We start from the raw sequence: 23,246 nt of genomic DNA on the forward strand, positions 1-23,246 counted from the left end.
CGGTCCAATCCGGTACAAAGCGACATCTCACTCCGTGCGTCATGAATTTCATTTCGATTTCACTCCATGCCGCAGTGCGGGTGACTTATCCCGTCCGTTGCGAGAAATGCCGGCGCGGTCTCCTCTGGGTTCCCCCAGCCCCCTACCGCAGTCCGTGTCGCCCCGTCCCCGTCCTTCAAGTCGCTAGCGATCCCCCTCTCCCCCTGTTGCCCCGACTATCTATTCGGCGCAACCTCCGTATCCGTCTACCCGACCTCTCGATTTTCGCCATCTTGGGAAAAGGGGAAGTCGGGGGCGGTTTGGCAGACAAGCTTCTGCGCTTCCGCAATCCAATTTTATTCCATTGATCAATAATTCCCGGAAGGCCACCATCAGTGTCCGCTTTACCTCGTCAAGGATTTCCAGATGAAACGCCATACGATCACGTTGGGTGCATCGACCTCGGTAGGCGGCAAGGTCATCACGGCTAGCAGCAACGGCAGCATCAACGGCGTCACAATAGCGCTCGAAAGGGATGTGATTTTCTGCCCGGTATGTAAATCTCAAGGGAAGATCATGTGCATCGGTCCTCGAATTCCAGAGACCTGGAACGGCAAGAATGTGGCGTTGGAAAACGACTTATGCCTTTGCCGCTGCGCCAATCCTCCCCGGCTATTACCAAATCAATCCGTCAGATATCAAAACCTTAGCGATGCAGCAGCCGGCAGCACGCAAGCCGCAGGAATAACGGCCAGCAAAGACCGGATGTTCGATGATAGATATGTCCTGATCGACGAGGATACCGGCGAGCCGCTCGCCAACGCTGAGTATGCATTAAAGGGGCCGAGCGGAAAAATTGAATTTGGCACCACGGACGCCAACGGTCACACGCATCTTATCGCTACATCGGCGGCATCTGAGTCGATCGAGATTTTCTTTTAGGATCAGAATATGTCTTCAACTGTGACCTCGCCATCAGGCCGCACCCTGCATCACCGCGCAACTAGAAATACAACACCCCATGAAGACGCAGAGGCCAAGGTGGTCAGGGTAAAGTGTGAGAAAGAGCAACGACTAGCGGAGAATCGGGAGTATCTGAATGATGCAAATATCCAAGCGTTTCTGAAGGCCATTGCTGAAGCCGAAGGAGGCGGCTACGACTTCATGTATGGAGCGATAAAAGGGAAGAAGAAGGACCGTTGGCGCTTCACAGACTTTAGCACGCACCCAGGCCCCGGCTACCATGGCTCGACAGCGGCAGGCATGTATCAGATTACCAAAGAAACTTGGCGCGACCACGGTGTGAAGGCGATGGGCCTCACTGACTTCAAGCCGGAGACCCAAGACTTGATCGCAGTGGAGATGCTACGCAGCATAGGCGTCATTGAAAAAATCAAAGCTGGTGAGATCGCTGATAGTATGGCTCCCGCCGCGCGTAAATGGGCAGCCCTCCCAGAGGGACCCAGCAAGGGAAACCACTACCCACCCCAACCGTATGTTAGCTACGAAAACTTCATCCAAGCATACAAGAACTTTGGGGGAATCGTAAAATGAAAAGCCTTTCATTTGTTCTGATTCTCTCTCTAATGGCAGCCCCACTGCTTGCCGCAGAATCCCCACCCTACCTCAAGCCCAACCTCCGTTTTACGAAAGCAAGAATGCTGCTGCTCAAAGATGGGTGGAAGCCAATTCCAATGCACATCAATGACCACTATAAATATGACGGCGTCGAGAAGGAACTTGTCCTCCGAAAATTCATGGAAGTCGATTCATGCTCCAACGATAGTGCCAGATGTGTCCTTTACTATCGAAAGAAAGAAATCTGCTTACGCGTAGATACAATCGGTGAACATGTTCGCGGTATGAAAGTCGTGCGTTGGACTGCTGAGTGCCCTGCACCAGCTGACGCTCATGATGCAGCCGGTTAACTAAATTGTCGGCAACCGTCTTAAAAATCCTTGTGTCGGTGGTCGATTCCGCCTCGGGCCCCCGTGAACATACTTCACGTACGCTACTGCGGCTTGCCCGCCTGCGGGCATGTCTAGCGCCCAACTCGTCGCCATGAGCGCGGCAGGCTACGAAGTGAGCGACAACGTCAGGCGCTGGCGCTGGGCCTGGCTGATTGCCTGGGCGACCCGGATCCCGTACTGCGCTACGAAGTCGCCTTCGGTGCGCTGGAGTCGTGGATGCGATCGCAAAAGCTGCAGCCGGCGACCTTGCGCAACTTGCGCACGACGCAGCTGGCAGCTTGAAACACTCGGATGCGGCCGGACTGGCCCAGCCTTTCGCGGCCATCGTGCTCGGTGAGGTGGCGGCCGCCGATCGCCTCGCCCCCTTCATGAGCGCGGCCGATCCATTCATCCTTCCGAGCGTGACGCGATGGGCCAGCAATTCATGGGGCATCGACACAACCTGCGAAGCGTCATGATGACGCTGTATATTTCGCTGAGCGAAAGCAAGGATGCGGCGCAACGCGAACGCTTGATGCCATACGTCAGAAGAGAACTCAAGCTCGAATAGCTCAGGCTGGCGCCTGTACGGCCTTGGCCAACACGCCGTGCAAGGCCGCCAGCTCGTGCCCCAGAAAACCCTGGCGTTGCAGCAGCAGTTTGCGCTCCAACTCCATCTGCGCCAGATTCTGCGCGGCTTGCGCGGCATCCAGGCTATTCATGTCCAGCGCGATCAGCGCCGCCGCTTCAAGAACCTGCTCCTCGTCGGGCCGGTAGCCTTGTGAATCGGTCTTGATGCCCATGACGACGAAGCCCTTCAATAGACTGCCCTGCAACATTGGCAGGACCAGCGCGCCGGGCACATCGGCATTGCCGGTATCCAGGCCCATCAACTTGCGCGTGTCACGCAGCGTGACGGCGATATCGCCATCCGCCGACAAGCTGGCGGGCGCCGCCGCGATCGTGCTGAACGCCAGGTCGAACTGCTGGTCCGGGCCGATCGGATAGATGGCATTGCCGGCTGGATCCGAAAACCGGTCCAGCGCCGCGCCGAACGCCGCGATCAGCGCGTCGGCGGCAACGAAGTGCTCCGCCTTCGCCATGAACCGCCGCAGCGCCCGCTCATTGGTGCGCCATTTCCGAAAGAATAGATGCTCGATCCAATGCTCCACCCGGTGATGCAGCCGATTGAAGCCGAAGAACAGGCCGAACGCGATGGCGCCGCTGAGCAAGGCCACGCCATTATGCCTGAACGGCAACTATCTTCAGCGAAAATCATGCCTTGATTATTTTCTAAAAGATATTTTACGATACAATCATGATAACTAAGTGGTTGGAAACCACGGTTCGGGAGACACGCATCGGCCCATGCCATGGTGGCGTGCGGCGCTCAACATCAACGGGGGAATTGCCTATGTCGAACTGGATTTTTGGTCGTACGGATCAATGCAAACCGGCGCGCGCCGCGCTCAAGCTGGCGATATGGGCCGGACTCGCCGCTGCTTGCTTCGCGGGCGCGACCGCGCAGGCGGACGATGCGATCCCGGCGCCGCGCTTCAAGAAAACCGTGGCATACAGAAGCAGCGTCGGCCCCTTCGACCCGGCGGAAGACACTTGGCGCCTGAGTGAGTCGAAACCCGGCTCGGTCGAATTGAATTACGCGTTGCGATTGAGGGCACCGACCTTGTCTTGCACCTACAGCAGGCCAGGCAATCGCAATCACTATCGCAACATGACACTGTGGGCCAACAGTCTCCCGGACCTGAGCCAGGTGGCCGACAGCACCATGAACGGCATGAGCGGCATCAAGCGCTCGCTGACGGCCGACATCGCGGTCAGCCAATGTCCCGCCACCTGGGGCGATGCATTGACGCTGGTGTGGGGACCCACGGCAATGGACGATATCAAGAATATCATCGCGGCCCGCGAGAAGCGCGATCAGGAAACGACCGCCGCCTGGGAAGACCAGCAAAAGAAAAAATACGGCGACCTCATCAAAGTCTGGAAGGAAGCCGCAACCGCGCTGCCGCCGACCACCGCCGCGCAGGACCGCGCCCTGGCCAAGCAAATCGACAGCGAGATCGGCGCCATGGAAGACAATCTCGACGGTCTGAATTCCAAGCCCTTTGACGCCGCGCTGCGCGGCGGCCTCTCCGACCGCATCATCCGCCTGGCGCAAGTGGCATACATCAAGTCCAAAGGCCTGAGCGCCGACGGGCCGAAACGCGCCAGCTTCGATGCCTGGGACAAGGAGCTGGCCGGGCCCGCCATCCTGGCGGTCAAGCGCATCGAGAAAATCATTTACTACCGCACGCACCGTCGCCTCAAGATGGCCGAGGTCTTCACTGCGAACAACGCGATGGCTGAAATGAAGAGTTGGAGTTATGTCGACTGGAGCAACTTATGGCCTGGCAATATGGTGCTGATCGAAGTGATGACCCAGCAATTGGCGGGCAAGCAATTGGTGAGCGCCGACTTCCTCAAAAAGGTGACCCGCGACCTTGAGCGCAACCGCCCCAGCGGCGACCCCGGCCGGCCGTTCTACCGCTTTACCCCGGTCGAAGGTAAAACCTGGGTCATGACCGGTCCCCAGCAGGAGGCCGAGGAACAGAGCGGCTCCAACGTGGCGAGCGGCCTCATCAATGTTGCCGGCGCGGTTGGCGACATGGTCCGCCTGATCGAGAAACTGGATGCCGATATCCGCGATGCGCGGGTGGCATTCTGGAAATGCTACGCCACCCAATGCAAGGAGTCCGGCAAGGCGTTCTACGCCTATTCGCACGCGATGAAGGCGAAGGACGATTGGTTGTTCGTGATGCCCATCGTCTCGCCGGCGATCATGGGCCCGGGCATGGCCATGCTGGGCGATGACAATGTCGACGGCGGCCCCATCGAGGGCTGCAAGACCGAGAAGGCGGCGTTGGAACGCGAGCTGGGGCCGGCATCGCAGCTGCGCCAGTCCAACCCGATACGCGCCGCGACCATGGTGACCGAGGTGATGGCGGGGCCGAAGACCGACGCCTGGCAGGTGTGCCGGGACCGGATGGAGTACATCTTCCGCCCCCGCTTCTGACCGCCGCGCCTAGCGCAGCACGACCAGTTTGACTTTCTTGCCGGCGCGGTAGGTGGAAACGGTCAGCGCGCCGTCGCGGATATCGCCGTTGGCGTCGAAGCGGATCATGCCGGTCAGGCCGGGATACTGGATCTGCCGCAGCACCGGCAGGTATTTGGCCGGATCGGTGGAGCCGGCTTGCTGCATCGCCGCCGCCACCGTCATCGTGGCGTCGTAGGCATATGGCGCGTAGGTCTGGATGTCGCTGTGGAAGCGCGCGTTGAAGCGGGCCACGAAGTCGTTGACGGCTTTTTCGTGCGCCGGATCGACGCCGCCGGCTTCGGCGCAATAGACCGCGCCGTCGCGCATGCCGCCGCCGGCCAGCGCCGGCAGTGCTTCGGTGCAAATGCCGTCGCCGCCCATGAACGGCTGCTGCATGCCCAGCGCCTTCATCTGCCGCAGGATGCCGCCGGCGGTGGCGTCCATGCCGCCGAAGAACACCAGATCCGGCTTTTTGGCGCGCAGGCTGGTCAGGATGGCGGTGAAGTCGCTGGCCTTGGCGGTGGTGAATTCGCGGCCGACGATTTTCAGGCCGGGCACGCGCGCCTGCACGCTCTTGGCGAATTCATCGGCCACGCCCTGTCCGTAGGCGGAGCGGTCGTCGATCACGGCGATGCGGCGCGCGGCCAGTTGGTCCACCGCGTAGCGTCCCATCGAGCTGCCCAGCATATTGTCGTTGGCCACCACGCGCAGCGCGCCGGCGAATTTCTGGTGCGTGTAGGCGGGCGTGGTGGCGGACGGCGAGATCTGCGGAATGCCGGCGGCGTTGTAGATTCGCGAAGCGGGCACCGTGGTGCCGGAGTTGGCGTGGCCGATGACCGCCTTGACGCCCGAATCGACCAGTTTCTGCGCCACGGCCGTGCCCTGTTTCGGATCGGCCGCATCATCCTCGCTCTGCATCCGGAACACCACCTTGTTGCCGCCGATGGTGAGATTGCGCGCGTTCAGGTCGTCGATCGCCAGCGCCACGCCGTTCTCCATCGCCTTGCCGAGATGCGCGATCTCTCCCGACAGCGGCCCCGCCACGCCGATCTTCACCACTTCCTGCGCCATGCCGGCGCCGCTCCACAGTCCACAAGCCAACAGCAGAAGAATGCGCGTCATTGTCGCTCCAAATGATGAGTAATTCTCGCATCTTACCCCGCGCACGATAGGCGAGGCATTGTCCGACACGGCCTTCCTGTAAATGGATTTGCTGTTAGATTGTTATCAACAACCACTAACAACCCATCCAGCCACCGGTGCCATCCATGAAAACGTTTCACTGCGACAAGTGTTCGCATCAAGTCTTTTTTGAAAATACCCTCTGCTCCCACTGCCAAAGCATGCTCGGCTATCAGCCCGCGCAGCGCACCATCAACAGCTTCGAGCAGACCGAGACCGGCCAATGGCGCAGCCTGAACCGCATCGATGAAGGCAAGCTGTATAAACAGTGCGGCAACTACGTGCAGTACAACGTCTGCAATTGGATGCTGCCGGCCGACGATCCGCACGAGCTGTGCGAGTCGTGCCAGCTGACCGTCATCATTCCGGCGCTGTCGACCGAAAAGAACCGCGTGCTCTGGTCGCGCCTGGAGGCGGCCAAGCGCCGGCTGTTGTTCTCGCTGGCGTCGCTGAACCTGAGTCCGACCTCGAAGGAGATCGAACCGGAGACCGGGCTGGCCTTCCAGTTCCTCGAAGACGGCGTGACGGACGAATGCGTGATGACCGGCCACGACAACGGCCTGATCACGCTGAACATCGCCGAAGCCGACCCGGCCGAGCGCGAACGCACGCGCGAACAAATGCACGAGCGCTACCGCACGCTGCTGGGACACTTCCGCCACGAAAGCGGGCACTACTACTTCGACCGGCTGGTGGACAACACCCAATGGACCGACGGCTTCCGCGCCCTGTTCGGCGACGAGCGCCAGGATTACAGCGAGGCGCTGCAGCGCCACTACAGCGCAGGTCCGGTCGCCGATTGGGAGTCGCGCTTCGTCAGCAGTTACGCCAGCTCGCATCCGTGGGAAGACTGGGCGGAAACCTGGGCCCACTACCTGCACATGATCGATACGCTGGAGACGGCGCATGCCTGCGGCCTGTCGCTGCATCCCGTCAAGGCCGACGAGCCATCGCTGGACAGCGTGACCATGCCGACGAAAACCGGCGCGTTCAGCGAAACCCTGAACGACTGGTTCGCCCTGACCTACGTGCTCAACAGCTTGAACCGCAGCATCGGCATGCCGGATTCGTATCCCTTCAAGCTCAGCACGCCGGTGCTGGAGAAGCTGGAATTCGTGCACCGGGTGGTGCGCGGCGGTTTCAAGGAGGCCCTTCCAGCAGCTCCACCGACACCTGCATCGCGTGCGGCGCCAGTACCGGTCCAAATTGATTGAAGATCGCCACGTCGGCGGCGTCGTGCCCGTAGGCCAGGGTCACGCGGCCGCCGCGCGCCGCGTCCTGGGTCGCATCGAAGGTGTACCAGCGGCCGCCCACGTAGGCTTCGAACCACGCGTGCAGGTCCATCGGCTCCAGGCCATGCAAATACCCCACCACCATGCGCGCCGGGATGCACAGGCTGCGGCACAGCGCGATGCCCAGATGCGCCAGGTCGCGGCACACGCCCTCGCGCCGCTGGTTGACTTCGACCGCCGTCATCTGGCCGTACACCGTCGCAGGATTGAAGCGCACCTCGCGCCGGATCCAGTCGCTGATGCAGCTGACCTGATCGTAGCCCGGAGCGACCTCGGCGACGATCTCGCTGGCCATTTCAGAGAACTGTTCGGATTCGCAATAGCGGCTGGGCAGCAGATAGGTCAGCACCCCGTCCGGCAGGTTCTGCACCGAATCGAACGGCGCGCCGGGTTCGACATCGATGTCGTCGGCGGTCATCACATCGGCCGAGGTATGAATCGAGAATTCGCCGGGCGGCGCGACCAGCCGCTGGCACAGGTTACCGTACGTATCGGTGAACTCAAGCACGGGTACACTGGGCGTCAGCGTGTAGCTTTCACGCGCCACCCATTGTTGCGCGCCGCTGCGCGGACGCAGCATCAGGATGAAAGGCGTCGGGCTGGCGAGGGTAAAACCGAGCTTGCAACCAGTACGCAGCCACATGGGGGGAATCGCTTTCTGAATCGAGGTTGAACGCACCATAACGGCGCAAAAATTGCCGTTTGAATCATCATGAGACGGTGCGTTGTATATTACACCAACAGTATTATCAAGAAGCGTGCCCGCCGTGCGGTGCACGTATTGCAGGTATGAATCATGCTTACTCAACCACATATTGCGCTGGCAGCGATCGCGCCCACATCGAAAGGCAACCCCGCATGGCTATCCGTATCGCGCTGCATCACAAGACCAGTTACCGTTATGACCGTTTGGTCAGCCTGTCGCCGCATGAAGTGCGACTGCGCCCAGCGCCCCATGCGCGCACCCCGATCCTGTCGTATTCGTTGACGGTGCAGCCGGAAGACCATTTCATCAACTGGCAACAAGACCCGTACGGCAATTACATCGGCCGCTTCGTGTTCCAGGAAAAGGCGGACATGCTCGACTTCACGGTCGACCTGGTCGCCGACATGACCGTCATCAATCCGTTCGACTTCTTCGTCGAGAAATACGCCGAAAACTTCCCGTTCGCCTACCCGGAGCAACTGACGGCGGAACTGAGCGCCTACCTCCAGGCCGAGCCGCCGGGCCCGCTGCTGCTGGAATGGGTGGCGGCGGCGCGGCGCGATCTGCTGGCCAAGCCGATGGGCACCAACGACTTCCTGGTCGCCATCAACCAGCGCCTGCAACACGACATCGCCTACCTGCTGCGCATGGAGCCGGGCGTCCAGCCGCCGGAGGACACGCTGCAAAAACGCTCCGGCTCCTGCCGCGACACCGGCTGGCTGCTGGTGCAGATCCTGCGCGAGATGGGGCTGGCGGCGCGCTTCGTGTCCGGCTACCTGATCCAGCTGCGGGCCGACCAGGAAGCGCTCGACGGCCCCAGCGGCGCGGCTGAAGACTTCACCGACCTGCACGCCTGGACCGAGGTCTACATCCCCGGCGCCGGCTGGATCGGGCTCGACCCGACCTCCGGCATGCTGGCCAGCGAAGGCCACATTCCCCTCGCCTGCACCGCGATGCCGTCGTCGGCGGCGCCGGTCAGCGGCTTCACCGACAAGGCCGAAGTCACCTTCTTCCATGAGATGACGGTCACCCGCATCCACGAGGACCCGCGCGTCACCAAGCCCTACAGCGAAGACGACTGGCAAAAGATCGACCGCCTCGGCCAGCAGGTCGACGCCGACCTGAAGCGCCAGGACGTGCGCCTGACCCAGGGCGGCGAACCGACCTTCGTCTCGATCGACGACATGGACGGCGCCGAATGGAACACCCTCGCCCACGGCGACAAGAAGCGTGAACTGGCCGGCAACCTGATGCACCGCCTGAAAAACCACTTCGCCCCGGGCGGCATGCTGCACTACGGCCAGGGCAAATGGTATCCGGGCGAGCCGCTGCCGCGCTGGGCGCTGAATATTTTCTGGCGCGTCGACGGCCAGCCGATGTGGCTCGACGCCAGCCTGTTCTCGGACGAACACGTCGACGACGGCTATGGTCCCGAACAGGCCGGCCGCTTCGCCGAGGCGCTGGTCAAGTCGCTCGGCCTGCCGGCCGACAGCGCCATCGCCGCCTACGAGGACGTGCTGCAACAGGCCCAGCGCGAGCAGGCGCTGCCGCGCAACCTCGACCCGCTGAAGGCCGACCTGAAAGCGTCAGAGGAACGGCGCCGGCTGGCGCGCCTGCTCGAACGCGGCCTCGGCCAGGTGGCCGGCTACGTGCTGCCGCTGAAGGCGGCGGAGTACGATCCGTCCGTAATGCTCGGCACCAGCTGGCGCACCTCGGCCTGGCCGCTGCGGCGCGAGCACCTGTACCTGATCGAGGGCGACTCGCCGATGGGCCTGCGCCTGCCGCTGGCCACGCTGCCATGGGTGCTGCCGGAGGACCGAGAAGAGGAATACGACGTCGATCCGTTCGCCCCGCGCGGCGAGCTGCCGGTGGAAAAAAGGGACAAGCGGCCGATCCTGGGACTGGCCGCCGGCAAGTCGGCGGAGAAGGCCGAGAAAGCCGCCAAACAGGCCACACCGGCCGAGCCGGCCGCGCGCGACGTCATCCACACCGCGCTGTGCATCGAAACGCGCGCCGGCCGCCTGCACATCTTCATGCCGCCGCTGAAGCGCATCGAGGATTACCTGGCGCTGGTCACGGCGGTGGAAAACACCGCGTCCAAGCTGAAGATGAAGCTGTGGATCGAAGGCTACCCGCCGCCGCGCGACCCGCGCATCAAGCTGCTCAGCGTCACGCCCGACCCCGGCGTGATCGAAGTCAACATCCACCCGGCGGCGAGCTGGAACGAGCTGGTCTACAACATGTCGACGCTGTACCAGGAAGCGCGCCTGACCCGGCTGGGCACCGAGAAGTTCATGCTCGACGGCCGCCACACCGGCACCGGCGGCGGCAACCACGCTACCTTAGGCGGCGCCACCGCCGAGGACAGCCCGATGCTGCGCCGGCCCGACCTGCTGAAAAGCCTGATCACCTACTGGCAGACGCACCCCGCCCTGTCCTATCTGTTCTCCGGCACCTTCATCGGCCCCACCAGCCAGGCGCCACGGGTGGACGAGGCGCGCGACGACAACCTGTACGAACTGGCGATCGCCTTCCAGCAGATGGACCAGGTGCTGCCCACCATGCACCCGGGCGACAAGCCGTGGATGGTCGACCGCCTGCTGCGCAACATGCTGGTCGACCTGACCGGCAACACGCACCGCTCCGAGTTCTCGATCGACAAACTGTATTCGCCGGACGGCCCCACCGGCCGCCTCGGCCTGGTCGAATTCCGCGCCTTCGAAATGCCGCCGCACGAGCGCATGAGCTTATTGCAAATGTTGCTGCTGCGGGCGCTGGTGGCGCGCTTCTGGCGCCAGCCCTACCAGGCCAAGCTGGTGCACTGGGGCACGGCGCTGCATGACCGCTGGATGCTGCCGCATTTCGTCGCCCAGGACATCCGCGACGTCGCCCGCGACCTGCGCGCCGCCGGCTACGAATTCGAAGACCACTGGTTCGAGCCGTTCATCGAATTCCGCTTCCCGCGCTTCGGTACCGTGGTCTACGAGGGCGTCGAGATGGAGCTGCGCCAGGCGATCGAGCCCTGGAACGTGCTCGGCGAGGAAGTCACCGCCGGCGGCACCGCGCGCTATGTGGATTCGTCGGTGGAACGCATGCAGCTGCTGGTGCGCGGCCTGACCGACGGCCGCCACGTGGTCGCCTGCAACGGCCGCATGCTGCCGCTGCATCCGACCGGCGTGCCGGGCGAATACGTGGCCGGGGTGCGCTTCCGCGCCTGGAGCCCGTGGTCGGCGCTGCATCCGACCATCCGGGTGCAGGCGCCGCTGACCTTCGACCTGGTCGACACCTGGAGCGGGCGCGCCATCGGCGGCTGTACCTACCATGTGGTGCATCCGGGCGGACGCAGCGAGGTGGGGTCGCCGGTCAACGCCAACGCCGCCGAAGCGCGCCGTTTCGCGCGTTTCTGGCCGCATGGGCACACGCCGGGGCCGATGACGGTGCGCAAAGAGGAGCGTAATCCGAGCTTCCCGATGACGCTTGACTTGCGCTGGCAGGCAGATTGACCTATCGTTCCGTTCCGACCCAGTAAAGCAGCGCGCCATGCCCAATCAATTGTTCGCCCACTATCTCGCCGCACCGGATAGTTTTGATGAAATGCTCGACGCGGCCCGGGTGCCGCGCGCGCATTGGCGCGCGATGCTGGCCAACCTGGAGCACGAAGCGCCGGCCATGATGCGGCAGCGCGTCGAGATGGTGCAGCGCCAGGTGCGCGAGAACGGCGTCACCTACAACGTCCCGGCCGACGCCGACGGCCGGCAACGGCCGTGGGACCTGAACGTCCTGCCGCTGATCCTGCCGCCCGAGGAATGGGCCGGCATCGAAGCGGCCGTGATCCAGCGCGCCACCCTGCTCAACAAGATCCTGGGCGACGTCTACGGCAAGCAGGAGATGCTGCGCGAAGGCCTGCTGCCGCCGGCGCTGATCCATGGCCACGCCGGCTTCCTGCGGCCCTGCCACGGTATGCGGCACCACGACGACGTCGCCCTGCATTTCTATGCGATCGACCTGGCGCGCGCGCCGGACGGCGGCTGGTGGGTCATGGCCGACCGCACCCAGGCGCCATCGGGCGCCGGCTACGCGCTGGAAAACCGCGCCATCATCTCGCCCACCTTCCCCGACCTGCTGCGCGAGCTGAAGGTGCAGCCGCTGGCCGGCTTCTTCCGCACCATGCACGACAGCCTGACGCACTGGGGCCGCCTGTGCGCCGCCAAGGGCGACTCGCCGGAGCCGCTGCGCGACGGCGAAAGTCCGCTGATCGTGCTGCTGACCGCCGGCCCGCGCACCGAGAGCTACTACGAGCAGGCCTACCTGGCGCGCTATCTGGGCTTGCCGCTGGTCGAAGGCGGCGACCTCACCGTGCGCGACGGCGTGGTGTATCTGAAAACATTGGCCGGTTTGCACCGGGTCCACGTGATCATGCGCCGGGTCGACGACGAATGCTGCGATCCGCTGGAGCTGCAAAGCTCGATGCTGGGCGTGGCGGGTCTGACCCAGGCCGCCCGCCGCGGCAATGTGCTGATCGCCAACAGCCTCGGTTCCAGCCTGCTGGAATCGGGCGCCCTGCTCGGCTTCCTGCCGGCGCTGTCGCGCCGTCTGCTGGGCGAGCCGTTGAAGATGCCGTCGGTGGCCACCTGGTGGTGCGGCGAACCGGCCGCGCTGGAAGCGGTGGTCGCCAACCTGGACCGGCTGATCATCAAGCCCAGTTTTTCGCAGCTGCCGCAGTTCGCCGTGTTCGGCCAGGATCTGGACGGCGCCGCGCGCGAAGCCTTCATCGCCAAGCTGCGCGCCAATCCGAACAACTACACCGCCCAGGAGCTGGTGCGGCTGTCGCGCGCGCCGGTATGGAAGGGCGGCTCGGGCTCGGGCCTGCAGCCGCGCGCCATGGGCCTGCGGGTGTTCGCCTGCGCCACGCCGAACGGCTATGTGGTGATGCCGGGCGGCCTGACCCGGGTCGCCACCGGCCCGGACTCGCGCGTGCTGACCATGCAGATGGGCGGCGCCAGCAAGGACACCTGGGTCCAGGCGCGCGCCCGGGTGGAGGTGACCCGCCTGAAAAAACACAGCATCACCAGCGCCGATCTGGTGCGCGAAGACACCAACCTGTCGAGCCGCGTGGCGGAGAACCTGCTGTGGTTCGGGCGCCATGCGGAACGCTGCGACAATATCGGCCGCCTGCTGCGGGTGGCGCTGAATTTCCTGTTCAATGTCCGCTTCGACCAGCGCGGCGCCGAATGGTCGACCGTCGAGGCGCTGTGCATCCGCTTCCAGCTGCTCGACGCCGAGAAGAAACCGGCGGCGCCCGGCCCGGGCCAGACGCAAAGCCAGGGTGGCGCGCCGGCCGCCGCCATCTTCACCGACGCCGAGATCGAATCGGCGCTGCTGCTGGCGGTGGTGTCGCCCACCGTCCCCGGGCTGCCCCGGCAGCAGCGGCAGCTGCACCGCGTCGCCAGCCAGCTGCACGAGCGCTTCTCGGTCGACAACTGGCGCGCGCTGAACCGGATGGTGCAGCCGTCCGCCCGCCCCGGCGAGCGGCCGTCGCAATCGGAAGTCATGACTATCCTCGACGACGCCGCCGCCTCGCTGATGATGTTGTCCGGCTTCGCGCTGGACGGCATGACGCGCGACCTCGGCTGGCGTTTCATGTCGATCGGCCGCCGCCTGGAGCGGCTGCAATTCCAGAGCATCGTGCTGCAACGCGCGCTGGCGATGGACGTCAACGGCAACCTGGAATGGCTGCTCGAACTGTCGGACAGCATCATCACCTACCGCGCGCGCTACCGCGCCCAGCCCGAGTGGCTGCCGGTGCTGGACCTGCTGTTGCGCGACGAGACCAATCCGCGCTCGATCCTGTTCCAGATCGACGGCATCCTGGGCGCGCTGCGCAAGATCGCGCTGACCCACGGCGCCTGCGGCGAACACCTGCTGGCGCCGTTGAAGGACGAATTGATCGCGCTGGAACCGGGCGCCGACCTGAATCACGGCAACGCCACCTTGAGCGACTTGCTGAACCGGATCCAGCTCGCCAGCGCGGCGCTGTCGGAACAAATCAGCGTGCAGTTCTTCAGCTATACCGATGGTCAGCAAAGGAAACGCACATCATGATCGACTTGCCGGCCGGCGGCGATGTGTGCGCGCGTTATCGCGTGGTGCATGAAACGCGCTACCGTTATCACAGCACCGTCACCTTGTCGCAGCAATACCTGCACATGACGCCGCGCTCGTTCGCCTATCAGCAGACCGAATCGCACCTGATCTGGCTCGATCCGGTCATCGACGAGAGCAGCGACGGCACCGATTACTTCGGCAACCGCGTCCGCCATGTGGCGCTGACCTCGCCGCACGACAGCTTGCTGGTGCACGCCGAATCGATGGTCGCGCTGCGCGCGCGCCACGGCCTGGCGCGGATCGGCGGCACGCTGCCGTGGGAGAGCGCGCGCGACATGATGGGCAAGGAAAAAAGCGCCGCCACGCTGGAGGCCTGCCGCTACCTGTACGCGTCGCCGCATGTCAGCTGGTTCCCGGAACTGGAGGCATACGCGCGTCTCAGCTTCACGCCCGGCCGGCCGCAACTCGACGCGGCGCTGGATCTGACCCAGCGGATCTTCGACGACTTCGAATTCGACGGCAAGGCGACCGAGATTTCGACGCCGCTGGAACAGGTGCTGAGCGGCCGGCGCGGCGTGTGTCAGGATTTCGCCCAATTGATGATCGGCTGCCTGCGCAGCATCGGCCTGCCGGCGCGCTACATCAGCGGCTACATCCTGACCCACCCGCCGGAAGGCAAGCCGCGCCTGATCGGCGCCGACGCGTCGCATGCCTGGGTGTCGGTGTATTGCCCGGCGCTGGGCTGGGTCGACTTCGATCCGACCAATCGCTGCCTGGTGCAGCATGACCACATCACGCTGGGCTGGGGCCGCGATTTCAGCGACGTCACGCCGATGCGCGGCATCGTGCTGGGCGGCGGCCAGCAGACGCTCGACGTGCAGGTGACGGTCACGCCGCTGCCGCTGATCTGAGCATCCGCATGAGTATTTCGTAGCGGGCCGCGCCAAGCGGGGATGCCGGATATATAGTCGATGATCTATTTCGATCATTCGACGCCACATGAAAACCCGCGCGCTGGTCCTGCTGTCCATGTGTTTGATTTCCGGGCGTCCCGTCCTGGCGGCGGAGACCTACAAGCCCGCTGCGTTGTCGCGCCACCCCAATCTCGCCGGTCAGATGCAGCAGCCGTTGCGCTATCGCCCGGACGGCCAGGACTTCGTCATCCGGAACGGCCGCGAATTCTTCAATCGTCCGCTGTACGGCGGTAACACCGCGTTTCGCGCCGACGGCGGCGATCTGCCCGAGTTCTCGCTGTACCTGCCCGGACGGGGCGGCAATCTGCGGCTGGGCATACGCACGGCGGCCGGCACCAAGTGGCTGCACGAGGCGGCGTCGATCACGACGCGCTACCGGCCGGGCGAACTTGAATACGAGATCGCCGATGATCTGCTGGGCGCCGACGGGCGCATCACGGTGGTGGCGGTGGCCTATGCCGCCAGCGAGGGCCTGGGCATCGAGGTGCGCGGCCGCGGGCTGGGCCAGCCGGTGGAGCTGCTGTTCGCGTTCGGTCCCGGCAACGGCGAGCGGGGGCGGCGCGATGGCGACATCGGCACCGAGAACGTTCCGATCAGCCAGTACTTCCAGTTCGCGCCCGCCCACGCGGCCGGCAGCAGGATCGAGCTCGCGCCCGATGGATTCAATGCCACCAGCGCCAGCGCCGTCATCGGCGCCACGGTGTCGCCGCAGGCGGTCATCCAGCGCGCCGATGCCCGCCAATGGAACGACCTGGCGGCGCTGCTCGGCGCAGGCGAGAGCGCCGACGTCAACGTGGCGGTCGGCCGTGTGCCGCTTGCCGAACAGGGTGTGCAGCTCGGCTTCGTGGTCACGGGGCGCGCCGCGACCAGGGAGCTCGGGGTGTACGTGGAAGTGGGCGCCAGGAGCGAGACCGCCGCACCCAGCGCGCCGGCTCGCGCACTGACGCCGGTCGAACTGCCGCGCCGGCTGGCGGAAGCCCGCGCCCACTTCGAACAGATACGCGCCAGCGTGCGCATCGATACGCCCGATCCATACCTGAATGCCGCCATGGGCGCGCTCAACGTCACCGCCGATGCGCTATGGGACCAGGACGAAGGCGCGATCATGCACGGCGCCATCGCCTGGCGCACCAAGCTGCTCGGCTGGCGCGGGCCGTACGCGCTGGACACGCTGGGCCGGCACGACCGCGCGCGCAGCAATCTCGATCTGTGGGCCGCGAAGCAGAATACCTCCGCCATCGCCGCGCAGCTGCCGCCCGCCGATCCGGGCGCCAACCTGTCGCGCAACGAACCCGGTCTGCATTCGAACGGCGACTTGAGCAAGTCCCACTACGACATGAACACCGTCTTCATCGACGGTATGCTGCGCCATCTGCTGTGGACCGGCGACGTCGACTACGCCAAGTCGATATGGCCGGTGCTGGAACGCCACCTGGCATGGGAGCGACGCCTGTTCCGCCGCGAATACGGTCCGGACAAGCTGCCGCTGTACGAAGCCTATGCGGTGATCTGGGCCAGCGATGACCTGTACTACAACGGCGGCGGCGCGACGCACTCGTCTGCCTATCAGGCCTGGCATAACCAGATGGCCGCACGCATCGCCGCGTTGATCGGCAAGGATCCCAAGCCGTATCAGGCGGAGGCGGAGCTGATCCACCGCGCCATGCGCAAGTATCTGTGGATGCCGGAGCGCGGCGCGTTTGCCGAGTATCGCGACCTGCTGGGCACGCAGGCGCTGCATCCGAGCTACGGCTTGTGGAGCTTCTATCACACGCTCGATTCGGCGGTGCCGGACCGGTTCGAGGCGGCGCGCATGGCCGCCGATCTGGATCGCCATCTGCGTCCGATCCCGGTGACCGGTCCAGGCGTGCCGGCCGACCGGGCCTATCGTGTATTGCCGACGTCGGACTGGATGCCTTACAGCTGGTCGATCAACAATGTCGTCATGGGCGAGGTGCAGCATACGGCGCTGGCTTACTGGCAGGCGGGGCGTGGCGACACGGCGTTCGATCTGGCCAAGGGTGCGGTGCTGGCCAGTCTGTACATGGGTATCACTCCGGGCAATATCGGCACCATGAACTATCTCGATGTGTACCGCCGCGAGGCGCAACGCGACTTCGCCGACGGCGCCGGGGTCATGTCGCGCATGCTGGTGGAGGGGCTGTTCGGTGTGCGGCCGGACGCGCTGACCAAGACGCTGACCGTGCGTCCGGGCTTGCCGCGCGCTTGGGAGCACGCCAGCATGGAACACCCGGACCTGTCGTTCGCCTATCGGCGCGAGGGGCTGGCGGAGCGCTGGAGCATCGGCCAGCACGCTGCGCGCTTTACGCGTCTGGTGCTCGAAGTGCCGGTACTGCGCGAGCATGTGGTGTCGGTGCGCGTGGACGGCAAGCCGGCGCGCTGGACGCAGCTGCGCGATAGCGTGCTGGAACCCCGCTTGCAGGTCGAGATCCCGTTCGGCCAGCGTGCGGAGGTGGAGATACGGTGGCGCGGCGCGGCGATCGATGCGGGCGCCACCCGCGCCACCGCCGCCACGGGCCACGCCGGCTTCACGCAGTACGCCCAGGGTGCCTTCAGCTGGTGGCGACCAACGGCGGCGGCCAAGGAAACGCCGAAAGCGACGGCGTGCGCGCCGGTGGGCGATGGCTGGACGAACGGGACGCCGGTGCAACCGCGCCATGTCGATCTGGCGCCATGGTTCAACGACCGCGTGACCGAGATTTTCAAACCGGGCAAATACCAGTCGCCGCGCTCGCCGTACGTGTCGTTGGCACTGCCGTCGCAGGGCCTGGGCGCCTGGGCCGGCCACGTCAACGAAATGGCGCGGATCGACGATGCCGGACTGCGCGCGCAAGGCGGCACGCTGCGCCTGCCCAACGGCCTGAGTTTCGCCACACCGTCCGCCGCCGGCGCCGCCAACGTGGTGTTCACCTCGCAGTGGGACAACTACCCACGCCAGACATCGATACCACTGCAAGGCCAGGCCAGCCGCGCCTTCCTGCTGATGGCCGGATCGACCAACTACATGCAAAGCCGCTTCGACAACGGCGAAATCATCGTCAGCTACATCGACGGCACGCAGCAGCGCGTAGCACTACGCAACCCCGACAACTGGTGGCCCATCGAACAAGACTACTTCATCGACGATTACCAATTCCCCTACTGCGGCCGACTCCCGATACGCGTCGATCTGAAGACGGCCAAGGTCCGCACGCCGCAACCGCAGGGCCAGACCATCGACGGCGGCTCCGCGACCGTGCTCGAAATCCCGCTGGACAAAAACCGGCAACTCAAAAGCCTGACCGTGCGCACGCTGGCCAACGAAGTGGTCATCGGCCTGCTGGCCGCCACACTCGACCAAAGGAATAAATAATGAAGCGACTCCTTTCCACCCTGTGCCTGGCCGCCAGCGCACAACTCTGCCAAGCCGCAGCACCGGCGCCAGTCAAGTTGACCATCGACGCGGCCCAGGTCCAAGGCCCGATGACCCCGATCTGGGCCTGGTTCGGCTACGACGAACCGAACTACACCACCGCGCCCAACGGCAAGAAACTACTCAGCGACATCGCCGCCCTGAGCCCGGTGCCGGTGTACGTGCGCGCCCACAACCTGATGACCTCCGGCGACGGCAGCTACGCGCTCAAATGGGGCTCGACCGGCATGTACAGCGAAGACAAGGACGGCAAGCCAATCTACAACTGGACCATCATCGACCAGATCTTCGACACCTATGTCGAACGCAAGATGAAGCCGCTGGCGCAGATCGGCTTCATGCCGCAAGCGCTGTCGCAACGCCCGCAGCCGTATCAGCACCAATGGAAACCGGGCACGCCGTACCAGGAGATCATGACCGGCTGGGCCACCCCGCCCAACGACTACGACAAGTGGGCGGAACTGATCTACCAATGGGTCAGGCACAGCGTGGCACGCTACGGCCAGAAGGAAGTCGAAAGCTGGTACTGGGAAGTGTGGAACGAACCGGACGGCCTGTATCTGATCGCCCCCGACACCAAGCTCGAATACTTCAAAATGTACGACTACGCCGCCGACGCCGTCAAGCGCGCGCTGCCCACCGCGCGCATGGGCGGACCACACACCGCCGGCGCCGGACGCTTCATGGACGACTTCCTGCAACACGCCCTGCGCGGCAAGAACCTCGCCACCGGCAAGACCGGCTCGCCGCTGGACTTCGTCGCCTTCCACGCCAAGGGCGCGCCCAAGCTGGTCGACGGCGTGGTGAGGATGGGCATGAACACCCACTTCAAACGCCTCGACGACGGCTTCGCGCTGGTGCAGAAGTATCCTGAATTGAAGGGCATCCCGGTGATCATCGGCGAATCCGATCCCGAAGGCTGCGCCGCCTGCGGCATGCAGACCAACCCGGAAAACGCCTACCGCAACGGCACGCTGTATTCGAGCTACACGGCGGCCTCGATCGCGCGCGAGTTCGACCTCGCCGCCCGGCGCGGCGTCAATCTGATCGGCGCGGTGAACTGGTCGTTCGAATTCGAGGACCAGCCCTGGTTCGCCGGCTTCCGCGACCTGGCGACCAACGGCATCAACAAGCCGGTGCTGAACGTGTTCCGCATGTTCGGCAAGATGGGCGGCGAGCGGGTGGCGGTCGGCGGCGACCAGGCCTACGATGCCGCGCGCATCATGGCGGACGGCGTACGCGGCGCGCGCACCGACATCAACGCGCTGGCCACCAGGGACAAGCACAGCATCGCCGTGATGGTCTGGAACTATCACGACGACGACATCATCGACGCCGGCTCGCCGGTGGAACTGCAGATCGCCGGCATCCCCGCCAGGCAGGTGCGACTGCGTCACTACCGGGTCGACAACGACACCAGCAATTCCTACAGCGCCTGGAAACGCATGGGGGCTCCCGCCAATCCGAGCCCCGCGCAAGTCGCGGAACTGCAAACAGCCAGCGAGCTGCAGGAGTCAGGCACCGCAACGACGCTCGACACGCCCGATGGCAAGGCCACCATCAAAATCCAGCTTCCACGCCAGGCGGTGTCGCTGATCACGCTCGGCTACTGAAGATCGCTGTGTATTGCAGCGCACGGACCGCCGTGCGCCAAGGGGCCATGCTGCAGGCAGACCACTTGGTCACAGCATTCCCCGATTCGCCAATACCAAAGGATTCATCATGAAACATGCCCTGATCTTGCTCGCCCTGACCTCCACCTTCGCCTTGACCGCCTGTCAGCGCGAAGCCCCGCCGCCGGTGGTGCAAGTTGTCGCCGGCCCCGCCGGTCCCGCCGGCGCGACTGGCGCCACGGGCGCGAAAGGCGCTGAGGCCATGCCTGGCGCCACTGGTGCGACCGGTGCCACCGGAGCGACCGGCGACAGCGGCGCGGCGGGCTTCGACGGCGCCAAAGGCGCTACCGGCACGGCCGGCAGCGATGGCGCCAAAGGCGAAGTGGGTGCTCCCGGCTACGATGGCGCCAAGGGCGACACCGGCGCCAAAGGCAAATCCGGCGACACGGTGATCGTTGTCCCGCAACGCTAAGCGCCGCAGCGCCAGACCAAACGCCAACCATCACGGTTGGCGTTTTTGTTTATGGCGCGGCATTCGCACGTAAAATAGGCGCATGCGATCACAATCCCCCAAATTCCCAGGCCCACTGACCGCGCGCGGCGCGGTGCTGGCGGTGCTGCTTTCAGACCAGGACCAGACCGGCGCGCCGCCGCTGCAAGGCCGGACCTCGCTGGCCGCCATCATCAAGACCTTGAAGCGCAAGTATCATTGGCCGGTCGAGACGGATAGTTTTCCGTCCAATTCCGCCGATGGCCGCGCCACCTGGGCGACCGTCTACAGCCTGCCGCCGGCCGTCATCGCCAAGGCGATGGGCAACGGCGGCGTGGAGTGGATGGAGCGCCGCTCGGTCGCCAGGTCGGCGCCGTAACATCTGCTTACGCTCGAAACAGATTCTGCGTAACCCGACAGTCCCTCCGGCCCGTTATAGGAGCAAGCGCCAATCAAGGCGCGTCACTGGAGAGAACAAATGGAACGCACCTTACCGACCCGCATTCATCCGCTGATGGCTGTCGCCGCCTTGTCGCTGACGATGGTCAGCCTGGTGGGCGCCGCTTCGATCGCCGGCCTGCTGCCGAATTCCCGCGCGGCCGGCAACGACGTTCCCGCACCAGTCGCCAGCGTGGCGCCCACCGCAGCGGCGCCGGTCGCACCGGTCGCACAAACCGCGCCGGCCCAGCAGCCGCGCCAGATCGTCGAGCACCGCACCGTGGTGCACCACAGCTACGCGCAGGCCAAGCCAGCGCCGCGCACCGACTATGCGCAGCAAGCGCCCGCGCCGGCGCCGGTCGCGCAGAACAGCCCTGTCGGCATCGGCCTGGGCGCGGTGGTCGGCGGTTTGATCGGCAATCAGGTGGGCAGCGGCAAAGGCCGCACGCTGGCGACCATCGCCGGTGTGGTCGGCGGCGGCTACGTCGGCAACGAGATCGCCAAGAAGAACCAGCAGCAGTAATCGTGACTCAGCGGCCGAGCTCCGGCCGCCAGTCCAGCACCGTGACGGGTTGCGGCGGCACTTGGGCCTGGCCCTCGCCGTCCACCTGCGACACCTTCTGCACAAACAAGCTGAGGGTGCCGCTGCGGCGCCACAGCTCCGTATCGAAGCTCGGCTCCCAGGCGCCGACCGAAGCATCGGTCAGATCGGCCACGCTCCATTTGCCGGCGGCGAAATCGCTCACGCTAACCACCGACACCTTGCTGCCGCGCTCCTCGTCGCGGAACACCAGCAAACCACCCGGCCCGCTCATGCTGACCATGATCTGCGGACGCGCGATCGGAATCGCCTTGGTCCCCTGCCCGCTCAGCGAAAACGCGGTCTTGCGGAAGTCCAGCGCGCGCGCGGTCCAGCCGGCGCCGTCGTGGAACACCACGTGATACTGCGGCACCGTCGATCCGGCGTCGCGCCAGTAGCTGGCGATATAGGGATGGCCGTCCTTGTCGGCCGCCATCGAGGTCTGGTTGATCAATTCACTGTTCCGCGGAATGCGCAGCGCGTACTCGGCGCTGGCGGCGTCGATCGGCAGCGCATACGGCTTGCCGGCCGAGGTCTCCCACGTCACGCCCCCGTCGCGCGAACGCGCATAGGCCAGGTCGTGGTTGCTCGCCACATCCGGCGATTCGCGCCACACCCACGACAGGTGCAGCGTGCCGCGATGGTCGAGGAAGGCCTGCCAGTAGGCGTTGCGCTTGCCCTCGCCGGTGATCAGGTTGGTGTGCAGCCGCGTCCAGCGCCGCAGCTTCACGTCATAGCGGTTGATCACCAGGTCGCCCCGCCCCGAGCCGCCCAGCCGGTAGAAGAACAGCAGCTTCCCGTCCGGCAGCCGGTAGAACTCGGGATACGAGACCTCGTTCTCGTCGGCGCCGGTCATCGCCAGCTTCGGCCCCAGCTCCAGCGAGCCGGGCGCCACGCCGCGCGCGTAGCGCAGCGGGTTGTTATGGTGGTCCCACGACACATGCAGATAACCATCGCCGTCGACCATGATGCTGATGGCGTTGTGCGCGTCGGCGGTGTTGCCCTGCCAGGCGCTGCGCCGCAGCGTCCATTTGGACGTACCCAGCTTGCGCTTGCCCAGCACCAGATAGCGCTCGGCGTCGTAGTAGCCGATGTACTGCTGATCGCCGTGCGTGACCAGGGAGTTTTTGCGGAACACCACCGCGTTGACCGAATTATTGGCCCAGCCGTCGCCGACGACCGAGGTGGTGACGCCGGCCGGGACGGCGGCGGCATGGAAGGTTGCGGCGGCCAAGGCCGTCATCAGCAGGCTTTTTATCATGCGGCCATGCTACGCAAAGCCGCCGGCCGCTTCCAATAGTTTTTTCGCGACACGGGATATGCAAAAAGCATAGCGCGGATCAATACGCAGTGAGTTGCCACACGGAAAATATGACATAATAACCGCCGTTCCACCAGCGCCCCAAACATT

General features: G+C 64.8%; 18 protein-coding genes. 14 read left to right on the top strand and 4 right to left on the bottom strand.

The window, feature by feature from the left end; translation table 11 throughout:
• Nucleotides 1-405 precede the first annotated feature (405 nt).
• The 4 genes from GW587_RS31440 (at nucleotide 406) to GW587_RS21090 (ending at nucleotide 2,407) form a co-directional block, all read left to right on the top strand.
• Entirely contained in the window at nucleotides 406-921 is a 516-nt protein-coding gene (locus GW587_RS31440) for a PAAR domain-containing protein (RefSeq protein WP_229259579.1), read from the top strand.
• A 9-nt stretch (nucleotides 922-930) separates the two neighbouring features.
• A complete protein-coding gene (locus tag GW587_RS21080; RefSeq protein WP_229259580.1) occupies nucleotides 931-1,533 on the top strand; it encodes a lysozyme family protein in 603 nt (200 codons plus the stop codon).
• The gene (locus tag GW587_RS21085; protein WP_166106577.1) at nucleotides 1,530-1,907 is read left to right on the top strand and encodes a hypothetical protein; all 378 of its coding nucleotides are present in this window, start codon (nucleotides 1,530-1,532) and stop codon (nucleotides 1,905-1,907) included. Before GW587_RS21080 ends, GW587_RS21085 begins: the two co-directional genes overlap by 4 nt.
• 254 nt (nucleotides 1,908-2,161) lie before the next feature.
• Complete coding sequence (locus GW587_RS21090; RefSeq protein WP_166106578.1) at nucleotides 2,162-2,407, top strand: hypothetical protein; 246 nt, start codon at nucleotides 2,162-2,164, stop codon at nucleotides 2,405-2,407.
• Nucleotides 2,408-2,500: 93 nt separating this feature from the next.
• Here GW587_RS21090 and GW587_RS21095 read toward each other — a convergent pair whose 3' ends face one another.
• Entirely contained in the window at nucleotides 2,501-3,166 is a 666-nt protein-coding gene (locus GW587_RS21095) for a hypothetical protein (RefSeq protein ID WP_166106579.1), read from the bottom strand.
• 176 nt (nucleotides 3,167-3,342) lie between these two features.
• On the opposite strand from GW587_RS21095, the gene GW587_RS21100 reads away from it, so the two are divergent.
• Nucleotides 3,343-5,001, top strand: a complete 1,659-nt coding sequence (locus GW587_RS21100) for a hypothetical protein (protein WP_166106580.1) — start codon at nucleotides 3,343-3,345, stop codon at nucleotides 4,999-5,001.
• A gap of 9 nt (nucleotides 5,002-5,010) precedes the next feature.
• On the opposite strand, the gene GW587_RS21105 is transcribed toward GW587_RS21100, so the two are convergent.
• The gene (locus GW587_RS21105; RefSeq protein WP_166106581.1) at nucleotides 5,011-6,144 is read right to left on the bottom strand and encodes a branched-chain amino acid ABC transporter substrate-binding protein; all 1,134 of its coding nucleotides are present in this window, start codon (nucleotides 6,142-6,144) and stop codon (nucleotides 5,011-5,013) included.
• A gap of 146 nt (nucleotides 6,145-6,290) precedes the next feature.
• Between GW587_RS21105 and GW587_RS21110 the strand changes: the two genes are divergently transcribed.
• On the top strand, nucleotides 6,291-7,418 hold the full coding sequence (locus GW587_RS21110; RefSeq protein ID WP_166106582.1) for a zinc-binding metallopeptidase family protein: 1,128 nt from the start codon (nucleotides 6,291-6,293) through the stop codon (nucleotides 7,416-7,418).
• Here GW587_RS21110 and GW587_RS21115 read toward each other — a convergent pair.
• Nucleotides 7,345-8,139 carry a transglutaminase-like domain-containing protein gene (locus GW587_RS21115; RefSeq protein WP_166106583.1) on the bottom strand — a complete coding sequence of 265 codons (795 nt, stop codon included), beginning with the start codon at nucleotides 8,137-8,139 and terminating at the stop codon, nucleotides 7,345-7,347. The two genes, GW587_RS21110 and GW587_RS21115, sit on opposite strands and share 74 nt — an antisense overlap.
• Before the next feature lie 215 nt (nucleotides 8,140-8,354).
• Here GW587_RS21115 and GW587_RS21120 point away from each other — a divergent pair, with 215 nt between their 5' ends.
• The 8 genes from GW587_RS21120 to GW587_RS31780 all read left to right on the top strand — a co-directional run bounded on the left by GW587_RS21120 (nucleotide 8,355) and on the right by GW587_RS31780 (nucleotide 21,778).
• On the top strand, nucleotides 8,355-11,705 hold the full coding sequence (locus GW587_RS21120) for a transglutaminase family protein (protein WP_166106584.1): 3,351 nt from the start codon (nucleotides 8,355-8,357) through the stop codon (nucleotides 11,703-11,705).
• A 37-nt stretch (nucleotides 11,706-11,742) separates the two neighbouring features.
• Entirely contained in the window at nucleotides 11,743-14,304 is a 2,562-nt protein-coding gene (locus tag GW587_RS21125; protein ID WP_166106585.1) for a circularly permuted type 2 ATP-grasp protein, read from the top strand.
• Nucleotides 14,301-15,218 carry a transglutaminase family protein gene (locus GW587_RS21130; protein ID WP_166106586.1) on the top strand — a complete coding sequence of 306 codons (918 nt, stop codon included), beginning with the start codon at nucleotides 14,301-14,303 and terminating at the stop codon, nucleotides 15,216-15,218. Before GW587_RS21125 ends, GW587_RS21130 begins: the two co-directional genes overlap by 4 nt.
• Before the next feature lie 88 nt (nucleotides 15,219-15,306).
• The gene (locus GW587_RS21135) at nucleotides 15,307-18,654 is read left to right on the top strand and encodes a DUF4450 domain-containing protein (protein WP_229259581.1); all 3,348 of its coding nucleotides are present in this window, start codon (nucleotides 15,307-15,309) and stop codon (nucleotides 18,652-18,654) included.
• Nucleotides 18,654-20,327: a GH39 family glycosyl hydrolase gene (locus tag GW587_RS21140; RefSeq protein WP_166106587.1), complete on the top strand. Its 1,674-nt coding sequence runs from the start codon at nucleotides 18,654-18,656 to the stop codon at nucleotides 20,325-20,327. Before GW587_RS21135 ends, GW587_RS21140 begins: the two co-directional genes overlap by 1 nt.
• A 109-nt stretch (nucleotides 20,328-20,436) precedes the next feature.
• Entirely contained in the window at nucleotides 20,437-20,799 is a 363-nt protein-coding gene (locus GW587_RS31675) for a collagen-like protein (RefSeq protein ID WP_166106588.1), read from the top strand.
• Between the two features lie 82 nt (nucleotides 20,800-20,881).
• Nucleotides 20,882-21,196, top strand: coding sequence for a hypothetical protein (locus tag GW587_RS21150; protein WP_166106589.1), 315 nt, complete (start codon nucleotides 20,882-20,884; stop codon nucleotides 21,194-21,196).
• A 99-nt stretch (nucleotides 21,197-21,295) separates the two neighbouring features.
• A complete protein-coding gene (locus GW587_RS31780; RefSeq protein WP_166106590.1) occupies nucleotides 21,296-21,778 on the top strand; it encodes a glycine zipper 2TM domain-containing protein in 483 nt (160 codons plus the stop codon).
• Between the two features lie 7 nt (nucleotides 21,779-21,785).
• Here GW587_RS31780 and GW587_RS21160 read toward each other — a convergent pair whose 3' ends face one another.
• The gene (locus GW587_RS21160) at nucleotides 21,786-23,096 is read right to left on the bottom strand and encodes a BNR repeat-containing protein (RefSeq protein ID WP_207393591.1); all 1,311 of its coding nucleotides are present in this window, start codon (nucleotides 23,094-23,096) and stop codon (nucleotides 21,786-21,788) included.
• Nucleotides 23,097-23,246: the final 150 nt, after the last annotated feature.

The sequence above is a fragment of the Duganella aceris genome, from assembly GCF_011090165.1.
In the GTDB taxonomy this organism is placed as follows: Bacteria; Pseudomonadota; Gammaproteobacteria; order Burkholderiales; family Burkholderiaceae_D; genus Rugamonas; species Rugamonas aceris.

Bases quoted from the DNA above. Each gene is read 5' to 3' on its own strand.
- GW587_RS21160 (WP_207393591.1), bottom strand. From the start codon at position 23,096: ATGATAAAAAGCCTGCTGATGACGGCCTTGGCCGCCGCAACCTTCCAT.
- GW587_RS21125 (WP_166106585.1), top strand. From the start codon at position 11,743: ATGCCCAATCAATTGTTCGCCCACTATCTCGCCGCACCGGATAGTTTT.
- GW587_RS21100 (WP_166106580.1), top strand. From the start codon at position 3,343: ATGTCGAACTGGATTTTTGGTCGTACGGATCAATGCAAACCGGCGCGC.
- GW587_RS21135 (WP_229259581.1), top strand. From the start codon at position 15,307: ATGAAAACCCGCGCGCTGGTCCTGCTGTCCATGTGTTTGATTTCCGGG.
- GW587_RS21140 (WP_166106587.1), top strand. From the start codon at position 18,654: ATGAAGCGACTCCTTTCCACCCTGTGCCTGGCCGCCAGCGCACAACTC.
- GW587_RS21105 (WP_166106581.1), bottom strand. From the start codon at position 6,144: ATGACGCGCATTCTTCTGCTGTTGGCTTGTGGACTGTGGAGCGGCGCC.
- GW587_RS31675 (WP_166106588.1), top strand. From the start codon at position 20,437: ATGAAACATGCCCTGATCTTGCTCGCCCTGACCTCCACCTTCGCCTTG.
- GW587_RS21080 (WP_229259580.1), top strand. From the start codon at position 931: ATGTCTTCAACTGTGACCTCGCCATCAGGCCGCACCCTGCATCACCGC.
- GW587_RS21085 (WP_166106577.1), top strand. From the start codon at position 1,530: ATGAAAAGCCTTTCATTTGTTCTGATTCTCTCTCTAATGGCAGCCCCA.
- GW587_RS21130 (WP_166106586.1), top strand. From the start codon at position 14,301: ATGATCGACTTGCCGGCCGGCGGCGATGTGTGCGCGCGTTATCGCGTG.
- GW587_RS21115 (WP_166106583.1), bottom strand. From the start codon at position 8,139: ATGTGGCTGCGTACTGGTTGCAAGCTCGGTTTTACCCTCGCCAGCCCG.
- GW587_RS31440 (WP_229259579.1), top strand. From the start codon at position 406: ATGAAACGCCATACGATCACGTTGGGTGCATCGACCTCGGTAGGCGGC.
- GW587_RS21120 (WP_166106584.1), top strand. From the start codon at position 8,355: ATGGCTATCCGTATCGCGCTGCATCACAAGACCAGTTACCGTTATGAC.
- GW587_RS31780 (WP_166106590.1), top strand. From the start codon at position 21,296: ATGGAACGCACCTTACCGACCCGCATTCATCCGCTGATGGCTGTCGCC.
- GW587_RS21110 (WP_166106582.1), top strand. From the start codon at position 6,291: ATGAAAACGTTTCACTGCGACAAGTGTTCGCATCAAGTCTTTTTTGAA.
- GW587_RS21150 (WP_166106589.1), top strand. From the start codon at position 20,882: ATGCGATCACAATCCCCCAAATTCCCAGGCCCACTGACCGCGCGCGGC.